Annotated in this window: 22 protein-coding genes; 17 read left to right on the top strand and 5 right to left on the bottom strand. The window is 65.2% G+C overall.

Features of this window, described 5'->3' with window-relative positions; all coding sequences use genetic code 11:
* Window positions 1–16 precede the first annotated feature (16 nt).
* The 12 genes from ACFVUS_RS38685 to ACFVUS_RS38630 all read left to right on the top strand — a co-directional run bounded on the left by ACFVUS_RS38685 (window position 17) and on the right by ACFVUS_RS38630 (window position 9,884).
* Entirely contained in the window at window positions 17–415 is a 399-nt protein-coding gene (locus ACFVUS_RS38685; protein ID WP_387778762.1) for a hypothetical protein, read from the top strand.
* Window positions 416–421: 6 nt separating this feature from the next.
* Entirely contained in the window at window positions 422–793 is a 372-nt protein-coding gene (locus ACFVUS_RS38680; RefSeq protein ID WP_387778759.1) for a hypothetical protein, read from the top strand.
* 107 nt (window positions 794–900) lie between these two features.
* Window positions 901–1,224: a WXG100 family type VII secretion target gene (locus tag ACFVUS_RS38675; protein WP_387778756.1), complete on the top strand. Its 324-nt coding sequence runs from the start codon at window positions 901–903 to the stop codon at window positions 1,222–1,224.
* On the top strand, window positions 1,221–1,523 hold the full coding sequence (locus ACFVUS_RS38670; protein ID WP_387778753.1) for a WXG100 family type VII secretion target: 303 nt from the start codon (window positions 1,221–1,223) through the stop codon (window positions 1,521–1,523). Before ACFVUS_RS38675 ends, ACFVUS_RS38670 begins: the two co-directional genes overlap by 4 nt.
* Window positions 1,524–1,556: 33 nt before the next feature.
* Entirely contained in the window at window positions 1,557–2,915 is a 1,359-nt protein-coding gene (locus ACFVUS_RS38665) for a restriction endonuclease fold toxin (protein ID WP_387778750.1), read from the top strand.
* 12 nt (window positions 2,916–2,927) lie between these two features.
* A complete protein-coding gene (locus ACFVUS_RS38660) occupies window positions 2,928–3,326 on the top strand; it encodes an Imm7 family immunity protein (RefSeq protein WP_387778747.1) in 399 nt (132 codons plus the stop codon).
* A 1-nt stretch (window position 3,327) separates the two neighbouring features.
* Window positions 3,328–3,807: a hypothetical protein gene (locus ACFVUS_RS38655; protein ID WP_387778744.1), complete on the top strand. Its 480-nt coding sequence runs from the start codon at window positions 3,328–3,330 to the stop codon at window positions 3,805–3,807.
* A 55-nt stretch (window positions 3,808–3,862) separates the two neighbouring features.
* A complete protein-coding gene (locus tag ACFVUS_RS38650; protein WP_387779876.1) occupies window positions 3,863–5,365 on the top strand; it encodes a hypothetical protein in 1,503 nt (500 codons plus the stop codon).
* Between the two features lie 83 nt (window positions 5,366–5,448).
* Window positions 5,449–6,651, top strand: coding sequence for an argininosuccinate synthase (locus tag ACFVUS_RS38645; protein ID WP_387778741.1), 1,203 nt, complete (start codon window positions 5,449–5,451; stop codon window positions 6,649–6,651).
* A 65-nt stretch (window positions 6,652–6,716) separates the two neighbouring features.
* Window positions 6,717–7,634: an SAM-dependent methyltransferase gene (locus ACFVUS_RS38640; protein WP_387778738.1), complete on the top strand. Its 918-nt coding sequence runs from the start codon at window positions 6,717–6,719 to the stop codon at window positions 7,632–7,634.
* Complete coding sequence (gene argH, locus ACFVUS_RS38635) at window positions 7,631–9,052, top strand: argininosuccinate lyase (protein ID WP_375967861.1); 1,422 nt, start codon at window positions 7,631–7,633, stop codon at window positions 9,050–9,052. The genes ACFVUS_RS38640 and argH overlap by 4 nt, the downstream gene beginning before the upstream one ends.
* Window positions 9,053–9,560: 508 nt before the next feature.
* Complete coding sequence (locus ACFVUS_RS38630; protein ID WP_387778735.1) at window positions 9,561–9,884, top strand: DMT family transporter; 324 nt, start codon at window positions 9,561–9,563, stop codon at window positions 9,882–9,884.
* 23 nt (window positions 9,885–9,907) lie between these two features.
* Here ACFVUS_RS38630 and ilvA read toward each other — a convergent pair whose 3' ends face one another.
* Window positions 9,908–11,122 carry a threonine ammonia-lyase gene (gene ilvA / locus ACFVUS_RS38625; protein WP_387778732.1) on the bottom strand — a complete coding sequence of 405 codons (1,215 nt, stop codon included), beginning with the start codon at window positions 11,120–11,122 and terminating at the stop codon, window positions 9,908–9,910.
* Between the two features lie 181 nt (window positions 11,123–11,303).
* On the opposite strand from ilvA, the gene ACFVUS_RS38620 reads away from it, so the two are divergent.
* The 5 genes from ACFVUS_RS38620 to ACFVUS_RS38600 all read left to right on the top strand — a co-directional run bounded on the left by ACFVUS_RS38620 (window position 11,304) and on the right by ACFVUS_RS38600 (window position 15,989).
* Complete coding sequence (locus ACFVUS_RS38620) at window positions 11,304–11,822, top strand: hypothetical protein (protein WP_387778729.1); 519 nt, start codon at window positions 11,304–11,306, stop codon at window positions 11,820–11,822.
* An 80-nt stretch (window positions 11,823–11,902) separates the two neighbouring features.
* Entirely contained in the window at window positions 11,903–12,628 is a 726-nt protein-coding gene (locus ACFVUS_RS38615) for a GntR family transcriptional regulator (protein WP_387778726.1), read from the top strand.
* An 80-nt stretch (window positions 12,629–12,708) separates the two neighbouring features.
* Window positions 12,709–14,199: an NCS1 family nucleobase:cation symporter-1 gene (locus ACFVUS_RS38610; RefSeq protein WP_387778723.1), complete on the top strand. Its 1,491-nt coding sequence runs from the start codon at window positions 12,709–12,711 to the stop codon at window positions 14,197–14,199.
* Between the two features lie 90 nt (window positions 14,200–14,289).
* The gene (locus ACFVUS_RS38605) at window positions 14,290–14,748 is read left to right on the top strand and encodes an RrF2 family transcriptional regulator (protein ID WP_387778720.1); all 459 of its coding nucleotides are present in this window, start codon (window positions 14,290–14,292) and stop codon (window positions 14,746–14,748) included.
* 8 nt (window positions 14,749–14,756) lie between these two features.
* Entirely contained in the window at window positions 14,757–15,989 is a 1,233-nt protein-coding gene (locus tag ACFVUS_RS38600; RefSeq protein WP_387778717.1) for a globin domain-containing protein, read from the top strand.
* A 5-nt stretch (window positions 15,990–15,994) separates the two neighbouring features.
* Here the strand turns inward: ACFVUS_RS38600 and idi are convergent, their stop codons facing one another.
* The 4 genes from idi to ACFVUS_RS38580 all read right to left on the bottom strand — a co-directional run bounded on the left by idi (window position 15,995) and on the right by ACFVUS_RS38580 (window position 19,343).
* Window positions 15,995–16,564, bottom strand: coding sequence for an isopentenyl-diphosphate Delta-isomerase (idi, locus tag ACFVUS_RS38595; protein WP_387778714.1), 570 nt, complete (start codon window positions 16,562–16,564; stop codon window positions 15,995–15,997).
* Window positions 16,561–17,430, bottom strand: coding sequence for a geranyl diphosphate 2-C-methyltransferase (locus ACFVUS_RS38590; RefSeq protein WP_364643083.1), 870 nt, complete (start codon window positions 17,428–17,430; stop codon window positions 16,561–16,563). The genes idi and ACFVUS_RS38590 overlap by 4 nt, the downstream gene beginning before the upstream one ends.
* Window positions 17,431–17,522: 92 nt before the next feature.
* Complete coding sequence (locus ACFVUS_RS38585; protein WP_387778711.1) at window positions 17,523–17,924, bottom strand: hypothetical protein; 402 nt, start codon at window positions 17,922–17,924, stop codon at window positions 17,523–17,525.
* Between the two features lie 12 nt (window positions 17,925–17,936).
* Window positions 17,937–19,343, bottom strand: a complete 1,407-nt coding sequence (locus ACFVUS_RS38580) for a family 2B encapsulin nanocompartment shell protein (RefSeq protein WP_387778708.1) — start codon at window positions 19,341–19,343, stop codon at window positions 17,937–17,939.
* Between the last annotated feature and the right edge of the window lie 157 nt (window positions 19,344–19,500).

Here is a 19,500-nt window from a genome sequence, read left to right as displayed (position 1 = left end):
AACGACTGACGCGCACATGAGCGCCGAACTCGCGGCAGCCCTCGAACATGCGATCTCCCCGGACTGGGCAGTCCGGGCCACCGCCGCTCACGAGCTCGGCGCGATCATCGAATTGTCAGCTGCCCGTTCGAGATTGGCGGAGATGCTAGGTGATGTCGGTGATATTGCCGTGCAGGTGGAGGCGGCCGAAGTGCTGGTTCGGCACGGTGGTGCCGCGGGGCTGATCTCGGTTTTGGATGAACTCGGCCGCAGGGGCGATGATCCGCAATCTGATTACCTGGCGTATCGGATTGCGGAATTGGAGCAGTCGGGGGATGTGCGGGTGCTGGATCTTGTGGCGGTGATCGATCGTGCCGAGCTTTCCGCGGAGGCGGCGGTCGCGTTGCGGGAGTTGTTGGTGCTGATCGGTGGGTGATGCGGGGTGGGTTTGAGTCCGGTGGTGCCGCGGCGGTTGTCGCTGCGGGAGGAAGCGGTCTTGCGGAAGATTCTTTCGCGGGATTTCGTTGGGGCGGTTGAGTTTCGGGCGCAGGTGGCGTTCGTGCGGGTGGTGGCGACATGGGGAGTTGGGTCGCCGAGTGTGGATTTGGCGGTGTCGGTGGGAGTTCGGGCGGCGGATGTGGCGGATGGGCTGTTGCCGGTCGAGGGGGAGGTTCGGGACGAGGCCGGTGGATTTGTGGGTGAGATTTTGGTGTGGGTGACTGAGGGCTATCTGTCCGCAATCGAGTTCACGTGGGTGACGGATGAGCGGCCGAAGGTGCTGCCGGACCCAGGTGCGATGCGTCTTAAGAGCTGAAATGGCTGTGCTTCATGTCTTTGACGGTGTGTTGGGGTGCGAAGTTTGATGAGCCGATTAGGTAGCTGATCGGATGCCCTAGGATGCTGCGCTGAAGGGAGGGCGCGGTGAGTGGATCCGGTGGGGAATCGGCGCGGTTGAGTGTGGTTCCGGATGATGTTCGGGCGTTCGGGCGGGTGGCGTTCCGGATGGCTGAGGAGTTGCGGGATGGTTCGACGACTCTCGATCGAGAGGTCGGGGAGTTGATGAATACCTGGAAGGGGGCGGCGGCCACTTCGTATGGGGCGGGTTGGGATGAGATGCATCTGGGTGCTGTCGAAGTGTGGGATGCACTGTTCGAGCTCGCCGCGAAGCTTGGTGTCACGGCGGAGGCCTATCGCGATGCGGACGCCGAATACGGGTCGGCCGTGAATTCGCTGGAGTTGCCGTGACCGGTCCGGGTGCGGGGTATTCGGTTGATCTGGCTCATCTCGATGAGGTGACCGCGCGGATTCGAGCGTTCAAGGGATTCGTGACTGATTACTTGAAGACTCTTGATGAGAAGGCGGGTGAGTTGTCGGGGTCGTGGTCGAGTGAGGCCGCCGCGGCGTACGAACTCGCACATCGTGAATGGCTAAGTGGAGCACAGGAAGTCCGTGCAGGGCTCGACGCGTTGGAGGCCGCTGCCGCATCCGCACATCGCAATTACCGCGGCGCGGTGGCCGCGAATTTGAAGATGCTCGGGCTGTGAGCGGGACGCCATCATGGGGCGGGGGATGACGTGGTGAACGTTGACTTCGGGGCGTACTACGCGGTCGGCAGAGCGTGTTTCGGGCTCAATGACGCGTTGCAGAGCGCGTTTCTCGCCGAGACCAGGGCTATGGCGGACTGTGGTGCGATGGCCGGTGTCGATGAGACCGGTGCGGCATGGGGCCAGAAATATGACCTTCGTGCTGCCGAGGTTCTCACCATGGTTTCGGACCTCGGCGAAGGTCTGCAAAAGCTCGGCAACGTAATCGTCCAGGCCGGGTACAACCACTACCTCGCGGACTACGACAGCATCCTCGACTCCACGGTGCCGCCCGCGGCGAAGCCCGCGGGTCCGATTCCTGCCTGCCTCTACTACGGCAGCGCACCATCGGCCGGTGGCCCGAGCGATGGTTTGCGCGAGGCCGCCGACTCTCTGATCCGCTTGGCGGACAAGGTCGGAATCGATATCCCCGATGGCAATACCGACAAACTCCAAACCGCCGCCGACGCCTGGAACCGCCTGCACACCGGCCACACGGAACTGTCCTCGGTTCTGAAAAACGCCGCGTCGGTCATGGACCGCAACGATGTCGAGGACGCCAGCGAATTCACCCGCCGCCTCCTCGACCTCCAATCAGCAATGGACGACATCCTCGCCGCCTGCGGCGAACTCGCCCACCTCTGCACCACCTGCAAATCCGACCTCGACCACCTCCGCGGCGTAATCCTGCACCGCATCCTGGTCGAACTCTCCTGGGCAGTAGCAGGCGAACTAACCATCGCCATAGCCTCCGCCTGGTTCACCTTCGGCATCACCGCCGTAACCATGACCGGCGTAACCGCCGCCACCGTAACCCGCTACGCCCTCCGCATCACCGAATCCGTCAGCACCTGGCGCACCGGAATAGCCGCCGCCCGAGCCAGATTCGCCCTCCGCGACCTGGGCCGCTCCCGCAAGACCATCGACGAAGCGAAGCAGTTGGAAACCGTCGCGGACGATGCGGTCACTACGCCTCCGAAAAGTGCAGGTGCGCAAGCGAATTCAGGGAGGTATTCGGGCGGCTTGGTGAAGGTCAACAAACTCGATCCTGACGCCGACAAACTCGCCGAACGGATCGGTGGGGAGTCACGAGTGCGGTTCGACGGCGATACCGCAGGTCGGGAGTTCGATGCTGTAAGCGACGACTACATCGCACAAGCCAAGCCCGCGAATTTTCAAGTCAACAAGAAGTTCAGGACGCAGGCGCGCGCCACCTTCGAAGCGGCGCAGGATACCGGCAGAAGTGTGTACTACCATTTCGACGGTCCACCGCAGGCGGGAGTGCGAGAGAAGCTGCAACAGTACGCCGACGAGTATGGCGTCGAGCTGGTTATCGATGTAATGCCGTTCTAGCTGAGGAGTGTTGTGTTCGAATACCACGGTTGGGTCACTGTTCAGAGTTCCGCGGGAGACGAGACCGACCAGGAGAGCGATGCGGCTCACTCGGCGGCCGCCGCGATCTTGGAGGGTCTGCAGACGGCCCCGGGGCTTGCGGATATTCGAAAAGTCAACGGCGCTACGCAGATTCATATCGCAGGACTGACAAACCGTCGCAGCGGCCAGGGTGACGAGGTTGTCGAAACCTTCATCGGGATTGGACGTGTTGCGCCGGGTTCGTATGGTGTTCTCTACGTACGCGATGATGAGGATCCGTCCGGGCATGAGAATGAGTTTCAGATGATTGTCATGCGTAGGGGTGAAAGCTATTCGAAGAGTGACGAGTATCTGTCGCCGTGCATTCCTGTCATCGAAGACGCCGAGTAGCGTGTTCCGCCTGCGCATTTGGACCGGCTTCCGGCGTCGAGTCGACAAGACGGTGTCCGGTGGACAAAGCGGTCCCGACCTCAACACGGCGCTCATGCGGTCCAGGAGCGATGACACGCGGACCAGACTGGATGCGGTCGCCGAGCTGGGCGCTTTTATCGGGCATTCGGAGGCGTGGGAGCGTCTTGACGAGATGATGGATGACGCGAACGTCACCGTGGAGGTTGATGCGGCGGAGGTGCTAGTTCGTCACGGAGGTAAGGCTGGATTGCATGCGGTGCTGGACAGGTTGGGGACCCGTCGCGAGGACGCGGATGTCGACTACATCGCGTATATGCTGCAGAATCTCGATTTCGGGGGAGAATTCCCGGTCATAGAGATCGCGAATTCGATTGATGTGGCGGATCTTTCGCCGATGGCGAAGCTGGGGTTGCGGGATTTGAGGAGGCTGATGTTCAGCCGTTGGGATGATCCCGACTAGGTAGCCGGAGTGGCGTCTGTATCCGGGTGGAATGCGCTGTGTGACGATATCGGGCGTGCCTGATTGGACTTATCAGCCGCTGCGGCCGCTGGCGAATGGGGTGGTGGGGGAGCGTAGGGCTCAGGTTTGGGCTTTGGGGTTTTTGGCATGGGTGATTTCGGTGCCGGGTGGGGGTGGGGCGGTTAGGCGGGTGTTTGATCATGTGGAGGTGCCTCGGGAGTGGGTGGGGCGGTTCGGGGCCAGTGTGCCGGTGGGGGTGGCGCGGGAGGCGATACGGGTGCTTGCCGTGCAGGGGGCTTCGGTTGTCGAGGTGGGGCCGGTGGGGGCGGGGGATGTGGAGGTGGTGCGGGATGCTGCTCGGGGGCGCACTTGCAGGGTGGTTGCGCGGGTGGCGGACGAGGCTGTCGCGGCCGCGTTGGGGGACGCCGTGGATGAGGTTGTCGTCGGTGTCGCGGGAGGTCGGGTTTATCTGAGTGAGCCGGGGGTCGCGAATGCTGTTGCCGCGCTGCGTGACTCGGATGACGTTGTGCTCGCCAACCCTGCGGTGCTGATTGCTGCCGGGCCGAGTTGGTTCAATCGGGTTATCGAGGCCGCTGGCGAGAGTGAGGCGAGAACGCCTGGGTTGCGGGATGTTTCGTGGGATCCGCGGCGGTGGCCGGGGTGGTTTTGGGGGTTGTTGGTTGGGGTGGGGATGATTGTGGCGGGGGTGGGGGCCGCGGCGATAACGCTGGGGCCGGTGTTGCTTTGGTATGACCGGGACTATTTGGGGACCGATCTGGATGGGTTGCACGGGATCAACCATCATCTGGTGCATTTCCTGCAGCATGATCGGATCACCATGGCGGGCAATATGATTGCCATTGGATGCCTGTATTGCGGGCTCGCCTGGGGTGGGATGCGCCGGGGGCACGTGTGGGCGCGGAATGCGCTGTTGCTGTCGGGGCTGGTGGGGTTTCCGACGCTGTTCTACTTTCTGGTGATCGGATTCGTTGAGCCGCTTCATGTTCTGGCGGCGGCGGTGTTGTTTCCGATGTTCGTGCTCGCCGTTCGGCATCGGCCCGGGCCGCCGAGTTGGGAACGGTTGCCGGAGGGGGATGAACGTGTCCGCCGACGGGCGCTGGTCGGGCAGCTCGTCACCGTCGCGACGGGCATGGGCGTCATCTTCGGCGGCATCGTGATTTCGACGGTCGGTCTCACGAAGGTATTCGTGCCCACCGACCTCACCTTCCTGGAGACCGATGCCGACACGTTGAAAGCCGCCAACGAACATCTACTGCCCTTCATCGCGCATGATCGCGCCGGGTTCGGCGGGGCGTTGATCGCGACCGGCGTCGCGATCACACTGCTCGGTCTGTGGGGTTGGCGCCGGGGCGCGGCCTGGGTGTGGTGGTCGCTGTGCGGGGCCGCGGTCGCGGGGTCGGTGAGTGCGCTGGCTATTCACTTCTTCATCCACTACACCGCCTTCATCCACCTGCTCCCCGTGTACATCGGAGCCGCCCTGCTCGTGACCGCACTGGGCTTGAGCAGGCAATATCTCTTGGCCCACCCCCGGTTATGAATGGGATTGCATCATCGTGCATAATCATTTGTAGGACGCCGGGGGAACCGACCTACACGTACTAATCGAGGAGCACACGGACTATGACCAAGCGCGTCGTACTCGCCTACTCCGGCGGGCTGGACACATCGGTCGCGATCAGCTGGATCGCCAAGGAGACCGGGGCCGAGGTGGTCGCGGTGGCGATCGACCTGGGGCAGGGCGGCGAGGACATGAACGATGTGCGCCAGCGCGCGCTCGACTGCGGTGCGGTCGAGTCCATCGTGGTGGACGCGCGTGACGAGTTCGCCAACGAGTACTGCCTGCCCACCATCCAGTCCAACGCGCTGTACATGGGCCGCTACCCGCTGGTCTCCGCGATCTCCCGCCCGCTGATCGTCAAGCACCTGGTCGAGGCCGCCGAATACCATGGCGCGGACACGGTTTCGCACGGTTGCACCGGTAAGGGCAACGATCAGGTGCGCTTCGAGGTCGGCATCGGCGCGCTCGCGCCCGACCTGAAGGTCATCGCCCCGGTCCGCGATTACGCCTGGACCCGTGAGAAGGCCATCGAGTTCGCGGCCGAGAACAAGCTCCCGATCAACGTGAGCAAGAAGTCGCCGTTCTCCATCGACCAGAACCTGTGGGGCCGCGCGGTGGAAACCGGCTTCCTCGAGGATCTCTGGAACGCCCCGACCAAGGACGTCTACGACTACACCGTCGACCCGACCGTCAACTTCGAGGCCCCCGACGAGCTCATCGTTACCTTCGACAAGGGTGTTCCGGTCGCCATCGACGGCCGCCCGGTCAGCATGCTCGAGGCCATCACCGAGCTGAACCAGCGCGCCGGACGCCAGGGCGTCGGCCGCCTCGACATGGTCGAGGACCGGCTCGTCGGCATCAAGAGCCGTGAGATCTACGAGGCCCCGGGCGCCATCGCCCTCATCACCGCGCACCAGGAAATGGAAGCGGTCACCATCGAGCGCGAACTGGGTCGCTACAAGCGGCAGGTCGAGCAGCGCTGGGGCGAGCTGGTGTACGACGGCCTGTGGTTCTCCCCGCTCAAGCGCGCCCTCGACGCGTTCGTGCTGGACACCCAGCAGCACGTCTCCGGTGATGTCCGGATGGTCCTGCACGGCGGCAGCGTCGTGGTCAACGGCCGTCGCTCGGATGAGTCGCTGTACGACTTCAACCTGGCCACCTACGACGCGGGCGATACCTTCGACCAGTCGCTGGCCAAGGGATTCGTGCAGATCCACGGCCTGTCCTCCAAGGTCGCCGCCCGCCGGGATCTCAGCAAGAAGTAGAGCGGGACTCTCAGCGAGAAGTAGTAGCCTGCGGACCGGGACCCGACCGGCAACAGGAGGCGCTCATGCGAACCGATGACGACAGCTGGGACATCACGGAGAGCGTGGGCGCCACCGCCATCGGCGTCGCCGCCATGCGGGCCTATGAGACCGGCCGCGAGGACGCGGTCTTCCAGGACCCGTACGCGGGCAAGCTCGTCGGCGCGGTCGGGTCGGACAGCTGGACCCGCATGCTGCGCGGTCAGGACGAGGACCTGCGCGAAACGGGCGGGGCGTTCATTCGCGGGGTGATGGGCTACTTCCTCATCGCCCGCACGCTGTACTTCGATCGGTACTTCGCCGATGCGATGGAAGTGGGCGTCCGCCAATTCGTCATCCTGGCCTCGGGCCTGGACGCTCGCGCCTACCGCATGCAATGGCCTTCCGGCAGTGTCGTTTTCGAACTCGATCTGCCGAAAGTGCTGGAGTTCAAGGCGAACGCGCTCGCCGACGATCCGATCGAGGTCGACCGCCGCGAAGTGCCCGTCGACCTGCGGCAGGACTGGCCGAAAGCCCTGCGCGACAAGGGTTTCGACCCGAGTAAGCCGACCGCCTGGCTCGCCGAGGGCTTGCTCCGCTACCTTCCCGGCGAAGCCCAGGACCGGCTGCTGGCCAATGTCGCCGAACTCAGCGCCCCCGGCAGCCGGATGGCGCTGAATATCGGCACCGGCGAACGCGCGGTCTCCGACGAATTCCGCAAGCGCCGCGCAGAAGCGCTGGCGCAGGCCGGACTGCGCGTGGACCTGGAACAACTCTGGTACCCGTGGGAAGGCCGCACCGACCCGCGCACCTGGTTCGCCATGCACAGCTGGCTGGTTCGGGAGGGCGATCCGGTCGCCCTGCTGGAAGCGCACGGCCGTACTGTTCCCGAGGCGGCACTGCCCGATATGGGCAACCACATTCTGATGACCGCGATACGACCGCGAGGAGACGACACGCTATGACCGAGGGCGGCAGCACGAACGAGGGTGCGCTGTGGGGCGGACGTTTCGCGTCCGGTCCGGCCGCGGCGATGGCCGCGCTGAGCAAGTCGACCCACTTCGACTGGGTGCTCGCGCCGTACGACATTCGCGCGTCCAAGGCGCACGCCCGCGTGCTGCACAAGGCCGGACTGCTCTCGGCCGAGGATCTGACCGCCATGCTGGCCGGACTGGATCAGCTCGGCGCGGATGTCGCCTCGGGCGCGTACGGTCCCGCCGACTCCGATGAGGATGTGCACGGTGCGCTCGAGCGCGGTCTGATCGAACGCGTCGGCACCGAACTCGGTGGTCGCCTGCGTGCCGGTCGCTCGCGAAATGACCAGGTGGCCACGCTGTTCCGGATGTGGCTGCGCGATGGCGTGCGCCGCGTCGCCGCCGGTGTGCTCGATGTGGTCGACGCCCTCGTCGCCCAGGCCGCCGCGCATCCGGACGCCGTGATGCCGGGCAAGACGCATTTGCAGGCCGCCCAGCCGGTGCTGCTCGCGCATCATCTGCTCGCGCACGCGCATCCGCTGCTGCGCGATATCGACCGGCTGCGCGATTTCGACAAGCGCGCCGCCATCTCCCCGTACGGGTCGGGCGCGCTCGCTGGTTCCTCGCTCGGCCTGGACCCCGAGGCCATCGCCGCCGATCTGGATTTCGATGCGGCAGCGGCCAATTCGATCGACGCCACCTCCTCCCGCGATTTCGCCGCCGAGGCCGCGTTCGTGCTGGCCATGACCGCCGTCGACCTGTCCCGCATGGCGGAAGAGGTAATCATCTGGAGCACACCGGAATTCGGCTACATCACCCTGGCTGATGCCTGGTCCACCGGCTCCTCGATCATGCCGCAGAAGAAGAACCCGGACGTCTCCGAACTGACCCGCGGCAAGGCCGGACGCCTCATCGGCAACCTCACCGGCCTGCTCGCCACCCTCAAGGCGCAGCCGCTGGCGTACAACCGCGACCTGCAGGAAGACAAGGAACCGGTCTTCGACTCGGTCGCCCAGCTCGAACTGCTGCTGCCCGCCATCGCGGGCCTGGTCTCCACCCTGACCTTCCACACCGACCGCATGGCCGAACTGGCCCCGGCGGGCTTCACCCTCGCCACCGATATCGCCGAATGGCTTGTCCGCCAGGGCGTTCCCTTCCGCGTCGCGCATGAGGCGGCCGGTGGTTGCGTTCGCGCCGCCGAAGCCCGCGGCGTCGGGCTCGACGAACTCACCGACGCCGAATTCGCCGCCGTCGATCCGGCCCTGACCCCGCAGGTCCGCGAAGTCCTCACCGTCGCGGGCTCCATCGCCTCGCGCAATTCCCGCGGCGGCACCGCCGGCGTCCAGGTGGCCAAGCAGCTCGAAGAGGTCCGTTCCACCGCCGCCGAACAGCGCACCTGGCTGGGCTGACCAGCGCGAAAGCCGTAGTCGTCACGATCGACGACTGCGGCTTCGAATTCCCTTATCCGCGACGGTAATTCATGTGTTTGGAGGCCGGGACCGCCGCACGTCCGGCGTTCTGTACCCGGCCGCCGATCGGCTGTTGCTTGTCGGCTTTGCCTCGGCGCTCACGACGCGAGAGCTGGCGATCGCCGGAAGGCGAGTCGTACGAATGCGATTCGGAATTCGAAGGATGGGCAGGCATATGTCCTCCTGAGGGGATGCGTGACCGACTCACCGGAAGTGGCCGGTCAGTACGGAAATGCCGCGGGGCGGCGGGGGAGTCGGCTCAGGGCCGATACGGTCGCGCGAGGGCACACGGAGGCGAAGAGCTCGAGGGGTGTGCGGCGCGAGGCGCTCAGAAGTTGAGTGGCATCCACATGGGGATCAGGTTAACCACATCCGCGTCGATCGTGCATCATCTTTTTTCGCGGGTGTGTGGTCCGGGTCTCGGGCGGTCGCCGGTTACGCTCCGGCAATGACCTTGCTGCTACTGGGATTGGCCATCGCCTGTGAAGTGACCGCGACCGTATCGCTGAAGATCTCCGACGGGTTCAGCAAGCTGGTGCCGTCGATCATCGTGGTGATCGGGTACGGGGCGGCGTTCTTCTTCCTGTCGCAGGCGCTCAAACGTGGGATGGCGATCGGCGTGGCGTACGGGATCTGGTCGGCGGTCGGCGTGGTGGCGGTATCGGTCATCGGCGCGCTGTTCCTGGACGAGAAACTGACCGCGATACAGGTTGGCGGTATCGCACTGGTGATCGCGGGCGTACTGGCGCTGGAACTCGGTGGGGCGCACTGAGATTCGCCGCACCCCGGCCTCGCTCAATCCTCCACGCGCAGTTGATATCCCACGTCCGCGAGGGCGTCCAGCACCTCGTCGCGATGGGTGGGGCCCCGGGTTTCGAGGGTGAGCAGCACTTCCACCTCGTCGATGGCCAGCCAGGCGCCGGTGCGGTAATGAACCACATCCAGCACACTCGCACCGGTTTTCCCGAGTTCGGCGAGCAGGCGGCTCAGGCTGCCGGGGCGATCGGAAATGGTGACGCGGGCGGCGAGATAGCGGCCCGCCGCGCTCAAGCCGTGACCGATGACCCGGGTCAGCAGCAGCGGGTCGATATTGCCGCCGGACAGCACCGCGCACACCGGACCGCGCAGGTCGAGTTCCTCGGGCGCGCAAGCCATCAGCGCGGCGACCGCGGCCGCACCCGCCGGTTCGACGATGAGTTTCGCGCGTTCCATGCACAGCAGCAGCGCCTTGGACAGCGCGTCCTCGTCCACCGTGACAATGGCCGGGGCGCAGTCGACGATATGCCCGAACGGCACCTCGCCCGGCAGCCCGACCGCGATGCCGTCGGCCATGGTCGCCATCTGTTCCAGCCGCAACGGCTTACCGGCCTCGAGCGATCCCGGCCAGGCCGCCGCACCCTGCGCCTGCACCCCGATCACCCGTACGTGCGGCGCCAATTGCGCCAGCGCCCCGGCGATTCCGGCGAGCAGCCCGCCACCGCCGGTCGGCACGATCACCGTGCCCACATCGGGCAGCTGCTCCAGAATCTCCAGCGCCACCGTGCCCTGCCCGGCCACGATATCGGGGTGGTCGAACGGATGCACCAGGGTCGCCCCGGTCTGCTCCGCGAATTCCCTTGCGGCCGAAAGCGATCCTTCGATGGTCTCGCCGACCTGATGCACCGTCGCGCCATATGCCTTGGTGGCTACCAGTTTCGGCAGCGCCGCCCCGACGGGCATGAACACCGTCGATTCGATACCGAGCGAGGTCGCCGCCCACGCCACGCCCTGTGCGTGATTACCGGCGCTGGCCGCCACCACCCCGCGCCGCCGTTCCGCCTCGGGCAGATTGGCGATCCGGTTGTACGCCCCGCGCGGTTTGAATGATCCGGTGCGTTGCAGGTTCTCGCATTTGAGCCAGATGTCGTGGCCGGTGCGTTCGGCCAGTACCCGCGAGGCCACCACCGGGGTCCGGCGGATCACCGGGGCCAGCAGGGTGGCCGCCGCGTCGATCCGTGCGATCAGGTCCATGGCGGCCATGCTGCCAGGTAATAGCCGAACTGTCCGCCACGCGATCGGACCCGGTGCGAATCACCAATCCAGGTAGCTGGACGGTAGCCGGGTTATCTTCTCTCCAATAGGCGCTGACCTGCGCTGATGCCCGATTACGGGCATGAGAAAGCACTGCCGAGCACTGGGAGAGAGGAACGCTGTGCCGAAAGCACCGAAGGCCCTCGCGGTCGCGGCCATCGCCGCCGCCCTGGGCGCGATCCCCACGGGAACCCCCGTGGCGGCGGCCGATTCGATCGCCAGCTGTTCCGGCGGCGACTTCCGCTGGACCGCGGTCGACGGCGCGATCACCATGCGGCCGACCCTGCTCACCTTCACCTCGGTCGGCCGCCTCTGGGGCTGCAACGGTCCGGGCAATATCTCCAGCGGCACCTTCACCGGCGTCCACATCGCCTGGTCGGACTGCATGCATCCGGCGGACGGCCCGCTCACGGTGCGGATCACCTGGGATAACGGCGAGGTCAGCACGCTGTGGGCGCCGTGGCCGGTCGGCATGTCCCAGCCCACCGTCGGCCCGATGGAAGTGGTCGACGGTCTAGGCCTGGGCAGCCGGGTCAAGGTGGTCGCCGAATACGAGATGATGACCCCGGACATGGTCATGGGCTGCATGGGCGCGGGCGTCAAGACCGGTCCGGGACGTCTCTCGGCCAGCATGATGTGACCCGTCCATTCGGTAGTAACTTTTCTTGGTTGTGACACGGCCGACCGCCAGAGCCAACATGCGAAACATAGCGTGGCGCTATGCCCCCACGCCGACGCTCCGCCCTATTGGCCACCCTGGTGGTCGACCAACCGGGTCGCCCGCAGATCATTCTCGGTGAATTACGCAGGGTCATCCTCGATGGCGCCGCGCCGCCGGGCACCGTGATCCCGCTGCGCGAGATCGCGGAACTGTTCGGCGTCAGCCACATTCCGGTGCGCGAGGCGCTCAAGACCCTGATCGGTGAGGGTCTGGTCACCCATGAACAGCACGCCGGATACTCCGTCGCCCAGCTCACCGCCGATGAACTGCGCGAAATGTATGTGGTGCGACAGACTTTGGAGGAGGCGGCGCTGGCGCTGGCGGTGGTGAACGCGAGCGCCGCCGACCGTGCCGCCCTGACAGCGGCGAACGATCTACTGGAACAGGCGATCCACGACGATGATTCGACCGCCTACAACCGGCATTCGCGCACCTTCCACCTCGCCCTGACCCGTCCCTCGCGCATGTTCCGGCTCGTGCACATGCTCGAGGCGGCCTGGAATGTCACCGAACCGATTCAGCCCATGGTCCATGTGGCACAGGCGGATCGGGAACGCCTGCACGGTGATCACAACCTCATGCTGGACGCGTTCCTGGATCGCGATGTGGATCGGCTGCTCGCCATCGCCCGGCGACATCACCACCGATTGGAGCAGGTGATCGCCACCTTGCCGACCGATATCGGCCTGCTGCTGCCCCGGGAAGATATATCGATCCCGCAATGAGCGGGCAATAGATGTGCAACGGAAGGGCAATAGCCACTTCCTATTTTGGTCCGACCATTGCTCTCCGGATCGGATGCACCATGACCGATATCGTCACCCCCGCCGCGACCTCCGGCGCGCCGGACTCGCCACCGGCCGCACCAGTCTACGACCCCGCGCTCACCAATGCGGACCTGGCCCCGCTGCGCGAACAACGTTGGGGCTCTTACCATATCTTCGCCTTCTGGATGTCGGACGTGCACAGCGTCGGCGGTTATGTCACCGCCGGCAGCCTGTTCGCGCTCGGGCTGGCCGGTTGGCAGGTGCTCGCGGCCTTGCTCATCGGCATCACCATCGTGTACTTCCTGTGCAATCTGGTGGCCGCGCCCAGCCAGCGCGCCGGTGTGCCCTATCCGGTCATGTGCCGCAGCGCTTTCGGGGTGCGCGGTGCGAATATCCCGGCCATTATTCGCGGCCTGATCGCGGTGGCCTGGTACGGCATTCAGACGTATCTGGCCTCGGCGGCGCTGATCGTGGTCGCGGTGAAATTGTGGCCGAGCCTGGCCCCGTACGCGGTGGCCGATGATTACGGCTTCCTGGGTCTGTCACTGCTTGGCTGGTGCGCGTACCTGGTGCTGTGGGTGGTGCAGGCCGCGGTGTTCTGGCAGGGCATGGAGTCCATTCGCAAGTTCATCGACTTCTGCGGACCCGCGGTCTACGTCGTGATGTTCCTGCTCTGCGGCTACCTGATCTACAAGGCCGGGTGGGGTTCGATCGATCTGCAGCTCGGCGCGGTCAAGTACCACGGCTGGGACGCGCTGCCGGTGATCCTGGGTGCGATCGCGCTGGTGGTGTCGTACTTCTGCGGTCCCATGCTGAATTTCGGCGACTTCTCCCGCTACGCCAAGTCCATGCAGGCGGTGCGGCGCGGCAATCTGCTCGGGCTGCCGGTGAACTTTCTGGCCTTCTCGCTGCTGGTGGTCGTCACGGCCTCGCTCACGATTCCGGTGTACGGCGAACTCATCACCGATCCGGTCGAGACGGTATCGCGGATCGATTCCACCTTCGCGATCGTATTGGGCGCGTTGACCTTCACCATCGCCACCGTGGGCATCAATATCGTCGCCAACTTCATTTCCCCGGCGTTCGATTTCTCGCATGTGAGCCCGCAGCGCATCAGCTGGCGCATGGGCGGCATGATCGCCGCGGTCGGCTCGATCATCATCACGCCGTGGAACCTGTACAACAACCCGGACGTCATCCACTACACGCTCGAGGTGCTGGGCGCGTTCATCGGCCCGCTGTTCGGGGTGCTGATCGCCGACTACTACCTGATTCGCGATCGGGTCATCAAGGTCGACGAGCTGTTCACCCTGTCGCCGACCGGAAGCTATTGGTACCGAAAGGGATTCAATCCGGTCGCGGTCATCGCCACGGTGGTCGGCGCGATCGGGGCGGTGTTCCCGGTGCTCGCCAAGAATCTCACGGGGATGTACACCGCCGCCCAGTACAGCTGGTTCATCGGTTGCGGTCTGGCGCTGGTCATCTACTACGTCCTGGCCAAACGCTCGAGGTTTGCCATGACGGTGTGACGGGGCCGACATAATCCGCAGGAATTCGCGTATTCAAGCACACACGCGCAAAATCTGCTTTTCCGAAGCGGAATTAGTAGCGTGATCGGTATGCAGCTTTCCCGGTTCACCGATCTCGGATTGCGCGCCCTCATGCGGCTGGCGATCAGTGACCGGGCGCAGGAGCGCGTCACCGCCAAACTCATTGCGCGACAGGTGAACGCGTCCGAGAACTATGTGGCCAAGGCGGTCTCGCGACTGTCCGAACTGGGTTATGTGGAGTCGTTGCGTGGCCGGACCGGCGGGATATTCCTCACGCCCGCCGGACGGTCCACCACGCTCGGGCGCATTGTCCGCGAACTCGAGGGTGATACCGAAGTCGTCGAATGTCAGGGCGTGAATCCCTGTCCGCTGGCGAGTGCCTGCCGTTTGCGCGGTGTGCTCGCCCAGGCCCAGCGGGCGTTCTACGCCGAACTCGACAACTTCACCCTCGCCGATCTGGTGGACCGGCGAACCGTGGAACTGCTGCATCTGCCGGTCTTTCCGGCGGTGGCACTGATCGACGATTAGGAGACACCATGACCATCGCGCAGGATTCGGTCCCGTACGCCATTGCGGAGCTGGAACCCGAACACATCGACGTGATCCGCGCGACGCTACCCCTGGTCGGGGCGCATATCGACCAGATCACCGCGCTGTTCTACCGCAGCATGTTCACCGCGCATCCGGAACTGCTGCGCGACCGCTTCAATCGCGGCAATCAGAGCCGGGGTGCGCAACAGCGCGCGCTCGCCGCGTCCATCGCCACCTACGCCACCCATCTGATCGATCCGGCGCTGCCGCATCCGCGAGAGTTGTTGTCCCGCATCGGACATAAGCACGCCTCGCTGGGTGTGACGGCCGCCGAGTACCACGTCGTGCATGAGCATCTGTTCGCCGCGATCGTCGACGTGCTGGGCGTGGAAACGGTGACCGCCGATGTCGCGACCGCCTGGGATCGGGTGTACTGGCTGATGGCCGGCACGCTCATAGATCTGGAAGCGAAGCTCTACGCCGACGCCGGTGTGGTGCCGGGCGATGTATTCCGGGAGGCGCGGGTGGTGCGGCGCGTCGATGATTCCTCGGGCGCGGCCACTTTCATCGTGGAATCCGCGGATGCGGCGCAGCCGTTTCCGGATTTCCTTCCCGGACAATATATTTCGGTCGGCGTGCGACTACCGGATGGTGCCCGCCAGCTGCGGCAGTACAGCCTGATCAATCGCCCCGGCACGCATCGGCTGGCCTTCGCGGTACGCCGCGTGATCGCCGCCGACGGTAGCCCCGAGGGCGAGGTCTCCAGCTGGCTGCACGAGAACATCGGTGCGGGAGACACCGTGCAGATCACCCTGCCGTTCGGTGATCTCACCATCGATCCCGATGCGACCACCCCGCTGGTGCTCATCTCCGCCGGCATCGGCGTCACCCCGATGGTGGGAATCCTCGAATATCTCGCCGCGACGGCGAGCGACCGCCGAACCCTGGTCCTGCACGCGGACCGTTCGGCGGCCGCCCACCCGCTCCGTGACACCGTCACCGATCTGGTTGGCGCGCTGCGTGATTCGAACCTGGAGAGCTGGTATCAGGCCGAGGGGCACGGCCTGATGGACCTGTCCGAGCTCGAACTGCCGCAGCACGCCGACTACTACCTGTGCGGCGGCAACGGGTTTCTACAGGCGGTCCGCAGTCAACTGCTGGCCGCCGGGATTCCGGGTGACAGAGTGCATTTCGAACTCTTCGCACCCAATGACTGGCTGCTCGAACCGGCCGGATAACCGGGTCAGGGCCGCCCGCGCTCGGCGATCTCGAGCACCTGCGCCAGCCAGGGCGTGTACCCCGCCGGAACCGCCGCCATGGCGGTGCGCAGTTCGCCGATGCTCACCCACATGGTCTCGGCCACCTCGGCCGGATCCGGTTGCGGCAGTACGTCATTCACGCGTCCGAGCAGTACGTGATCGAATTCGTACTCGACCCGCCCGGTGGCCGGATCTGCGGCCTGGTAGGTGAAGGCCCCGGCCTCGAACAGCTCGGCCGAGAGTCCCATCTCCTCGCGCAGGCGCTGCGCCGCGGCCGCGATCACCGATTGCCCGGGTGCGGGATGACCGCAGCAGGTATTGGTCCACAGCAGCGGGAACCGGGTTTTGACCCCGGCCCGCTGCTGCAACAAAACCTGACCGCTGTCATCGAACAGCAGCACCGAGAACGCCCGATGCAGCTGGCCGGGCGCGGTGTGGGCCGCCGCCACCGGCAGCGATCCGATCGCGTGGCCCCGCTCGTCCACCAGCTCGACGAGCAGGGTTTCGCGATCGACCGCCGCCGAGGCGTCGGGAGTGTCGAGAGTGCCGGTCACCGTCCTACCTTATCGGCGGCGATCAACAGGTACTGGAAGCTCCCCTCCCGGTACGAGGTCAGGAAGGGCTTTTCCACACCGGTCGCCAGTTCGGAGTGGGTGCGCAGATCCCAGTACGGGATGGTGTCCGGGGTGAGGTCCTTGACCGCGACCGGCACCAGATTATTGGCGGCCAGGGCCTTGAAGTACTCGCTGCGCGGATGGATATTGCAGCCGTAGTGCGCGTCGATCCAGCTCACCGCGGCGGACCGCTCACCGAAGACGTCATTGGAGCAGCCGGTGATGCAGACGTACCGGCCGCCCGGCTCCAGCAGCCGGGAGAATTCGGCGAAGAGCTCGAAAAGGTCCACGTACATGGTCGTCTCATTGGTCCAGATACCGCGCTTGGAGCCCGCGTCGAACCCGGTGTCGAGCATGTTCTTGAAGTGGAACTGGACCTTATCGGTGACCCCGCGCTCCTTGGCCTGCGCATTGGCGAAGCCGGCCTGATATTCGGAGATGGTGACGCCGTCCATCCGGCAGCCGAAACGCTGATTGGCCATGAAGCTGGTGCCGCCGCGCCCCGAACCGCCGTCCATCAGCTGATCGCCCGGGCGCACATCGCCCAGATGATCGAGCAGCAGATCGGCCTGCGCGGTTTCCAGCCGGTGCAGTTCCTTCACCAGACGTTCCTGGCGGGTGTCTTCCGGACCTTCGAGCACGGACAGATCGGGCGCGCCGATGCCGTAGTGATGGTGGTAGAGCCCGTCCACCTCGCCGAGCACGGTGTTGACGCGATCGTCATTGGGGTTGTTGTTCCAATACGCGGCGACCGACTTCTGGTAGTCGGTGCGCAGTACCTCGGTCTCGGGGTGCAGTGCGGTCATAGGAAACATCCTCTCGCTTGCGGAACAGAAGAAAAACTGAAAAGCCCTGCGGCGCAGGGGTTTTCAGTGGTGCGGCGAACTTCCGCCGGTCGTCATCCCCACGGCGGGGTGGAGAATCCCGCGACCGGCAGGGCGCGCACTCGGGGGAAGAGATGGGAAAGCTGGCGCACCGCCGTCGATTCCGGGGGCTTGGTGGCCTCCGGTCGCCTCACGTCGGTCCCGGCCGGTGTCTGTTCGATCCGGCGTGGACGCAACGGCGGCGGGGGCGTGCGCCCCACCCCGCTGGGAGCGGGACGGGGCGGCGCCGATATCGCCAGGGTGTCCGGTGGCGGCAGATTCACCAGCAGGCTCGCGGACCCCAACCCCATGGGACCGAGTAGCCGCTTGGGCGACAGGTGTACTTCCGCCGCATCCGAGACACCGAGGCGTGGATCATCAAGTGCGCCTCGGGCTTCCGGTGCCGGGGGAGGCACCGGCTGGGGTGGCACCGACATGGCCTGCTCCGATCAGTCCGACTGCCGTGCGACGAGCACGTTGTCGAGAATGCCGAGCGCGTCGGGAACCAGGACCGCGGCCGAGTAGTAACAGCTGACCAGGTAGGAGATGATCGACTGATCGTCGATGCCCTTGAACCGGACATTCAGGCTGGGCTCGTACTCATCCGGAATTCCGGTCTGGTGCAGGCCGATAACGCCCTGATCCTTCTCGCCGGTGCGCATGGCCATGATCGAGGTGGTCTGGGTATCGCTCACCGGGATCTTGCCGCACGGGAAGATGGGCACGCCGCGCCAGGCGGGCACGCGATGACCGTCCACCTCCACCGGATCCGGGTACAGCCCGCGCCTACTGCATTCGCGGCCGAACGCGGCGATCGCCTTCGGGTGTGCGAGAAAGAGTTTGGTGCCGCGCCGCATGCTGAGCAGCTCGTCCATATCGTCCGGGGTGGGCGGGCCGGACTCGGTGTAGATGCGCTGCTTGAGATCGCAATTGTTGAGCAGGCCGAAGTCCTCGTTGTTCACCAGGTCGTATTCGCGGCGCTCGTACATGGCCTCGATGGTCAGGCGCAGCTGCTGTTCGATCTGATCCATCGGATCGTTGAACAGATCCGCGACGCGGGTGTGCACCCGCAATACGCTCTGGCCCAGGCTGAGTTCGTATTCGCGCGGCTGACCGTCGTAGTCGACGAAGGTGCCGTCGAGCATCGGCTCACCCGAGTGACCGGAGGAGACCACGATCTCGGCCTCACCGTATTTGTTCTGCGGCGCGGCCGGCAGGCTGGCGACCGCGGCCAAATGATCCTGCAGTGCCGGGATTTGATCGGTGAGCTGATTGAGGGACTGCCTGCTGAGCACCAGCACGGTGGTCGGCGTGACCGTCTTGATGGTCACCGGCCAGATGGCATCGGGATCGACCAGGGTTTCGTCACCGTAGAAGTCACCGCCCGCCAGCATGCCGAGCTTGGTGGTCTCACCGTATTCGCCGGTGCCCATCTTGGTGAGCTTGCCGTGCACGATGAGCAGGACCTGATCCATCGGGTTGCCGAATTCGGCAACCACGGTGCCGGGGGCCAGATCTCGCTGTTCGAAGCGCTGCGCGACGGCGCTCAGCACCTCTTCGTCGTCGAACCCGCGCAGCTGCGGCAGTTCCTGCAACTCCAGCGGGATGACCCGGGCCTGCGAGCCATTGATGATGTACTCCACCTCGCCGTTGCCGACGGTGTGGGTGAGGCGCCGGTTGACGCGATAGACGCCGCCCTTCACCTGGGTCCAGGGCAGACTGCGGGTGAGCCAGCGCGAGCTGATGCCCTGCATCTGCGGTTCGGACTTGGTGGTGTGCGCCAGCTGGCTGGCGGCGGCGGTGCTGAGGGTTTTGCGCTGATGGTTAGCGGTCTCAATGGGCAATTCAATGGTCATGCTGTGGTCCTCACCTTAGAAGGGCCCACCGCGTCAGCAGGGCGGTGGAATCCATGGCGATAGAGCAGGTCCGGCACGGGCCTGCGGAATTAGACATGTAAGTGAAATGACAAGCGCGACACTGCGTTCCAGCGATAACGATGGTATGACCCGGAAT

This window comes from Nocardia sp. NPDC058058, assembly GCF_042885355.1.
In the GTDB taxonomy this organism is placed as follows: Bacteria; Actinomycetota; Actinomycetes; order Mycobacteriales; family Mycobacteriaceae; genus Nocardia.
The sequence above is the reverse complement of the archived record's forward strand: the minus strand, read 5'-3'. Positions and strand labels throughout refer to the sequence as shown.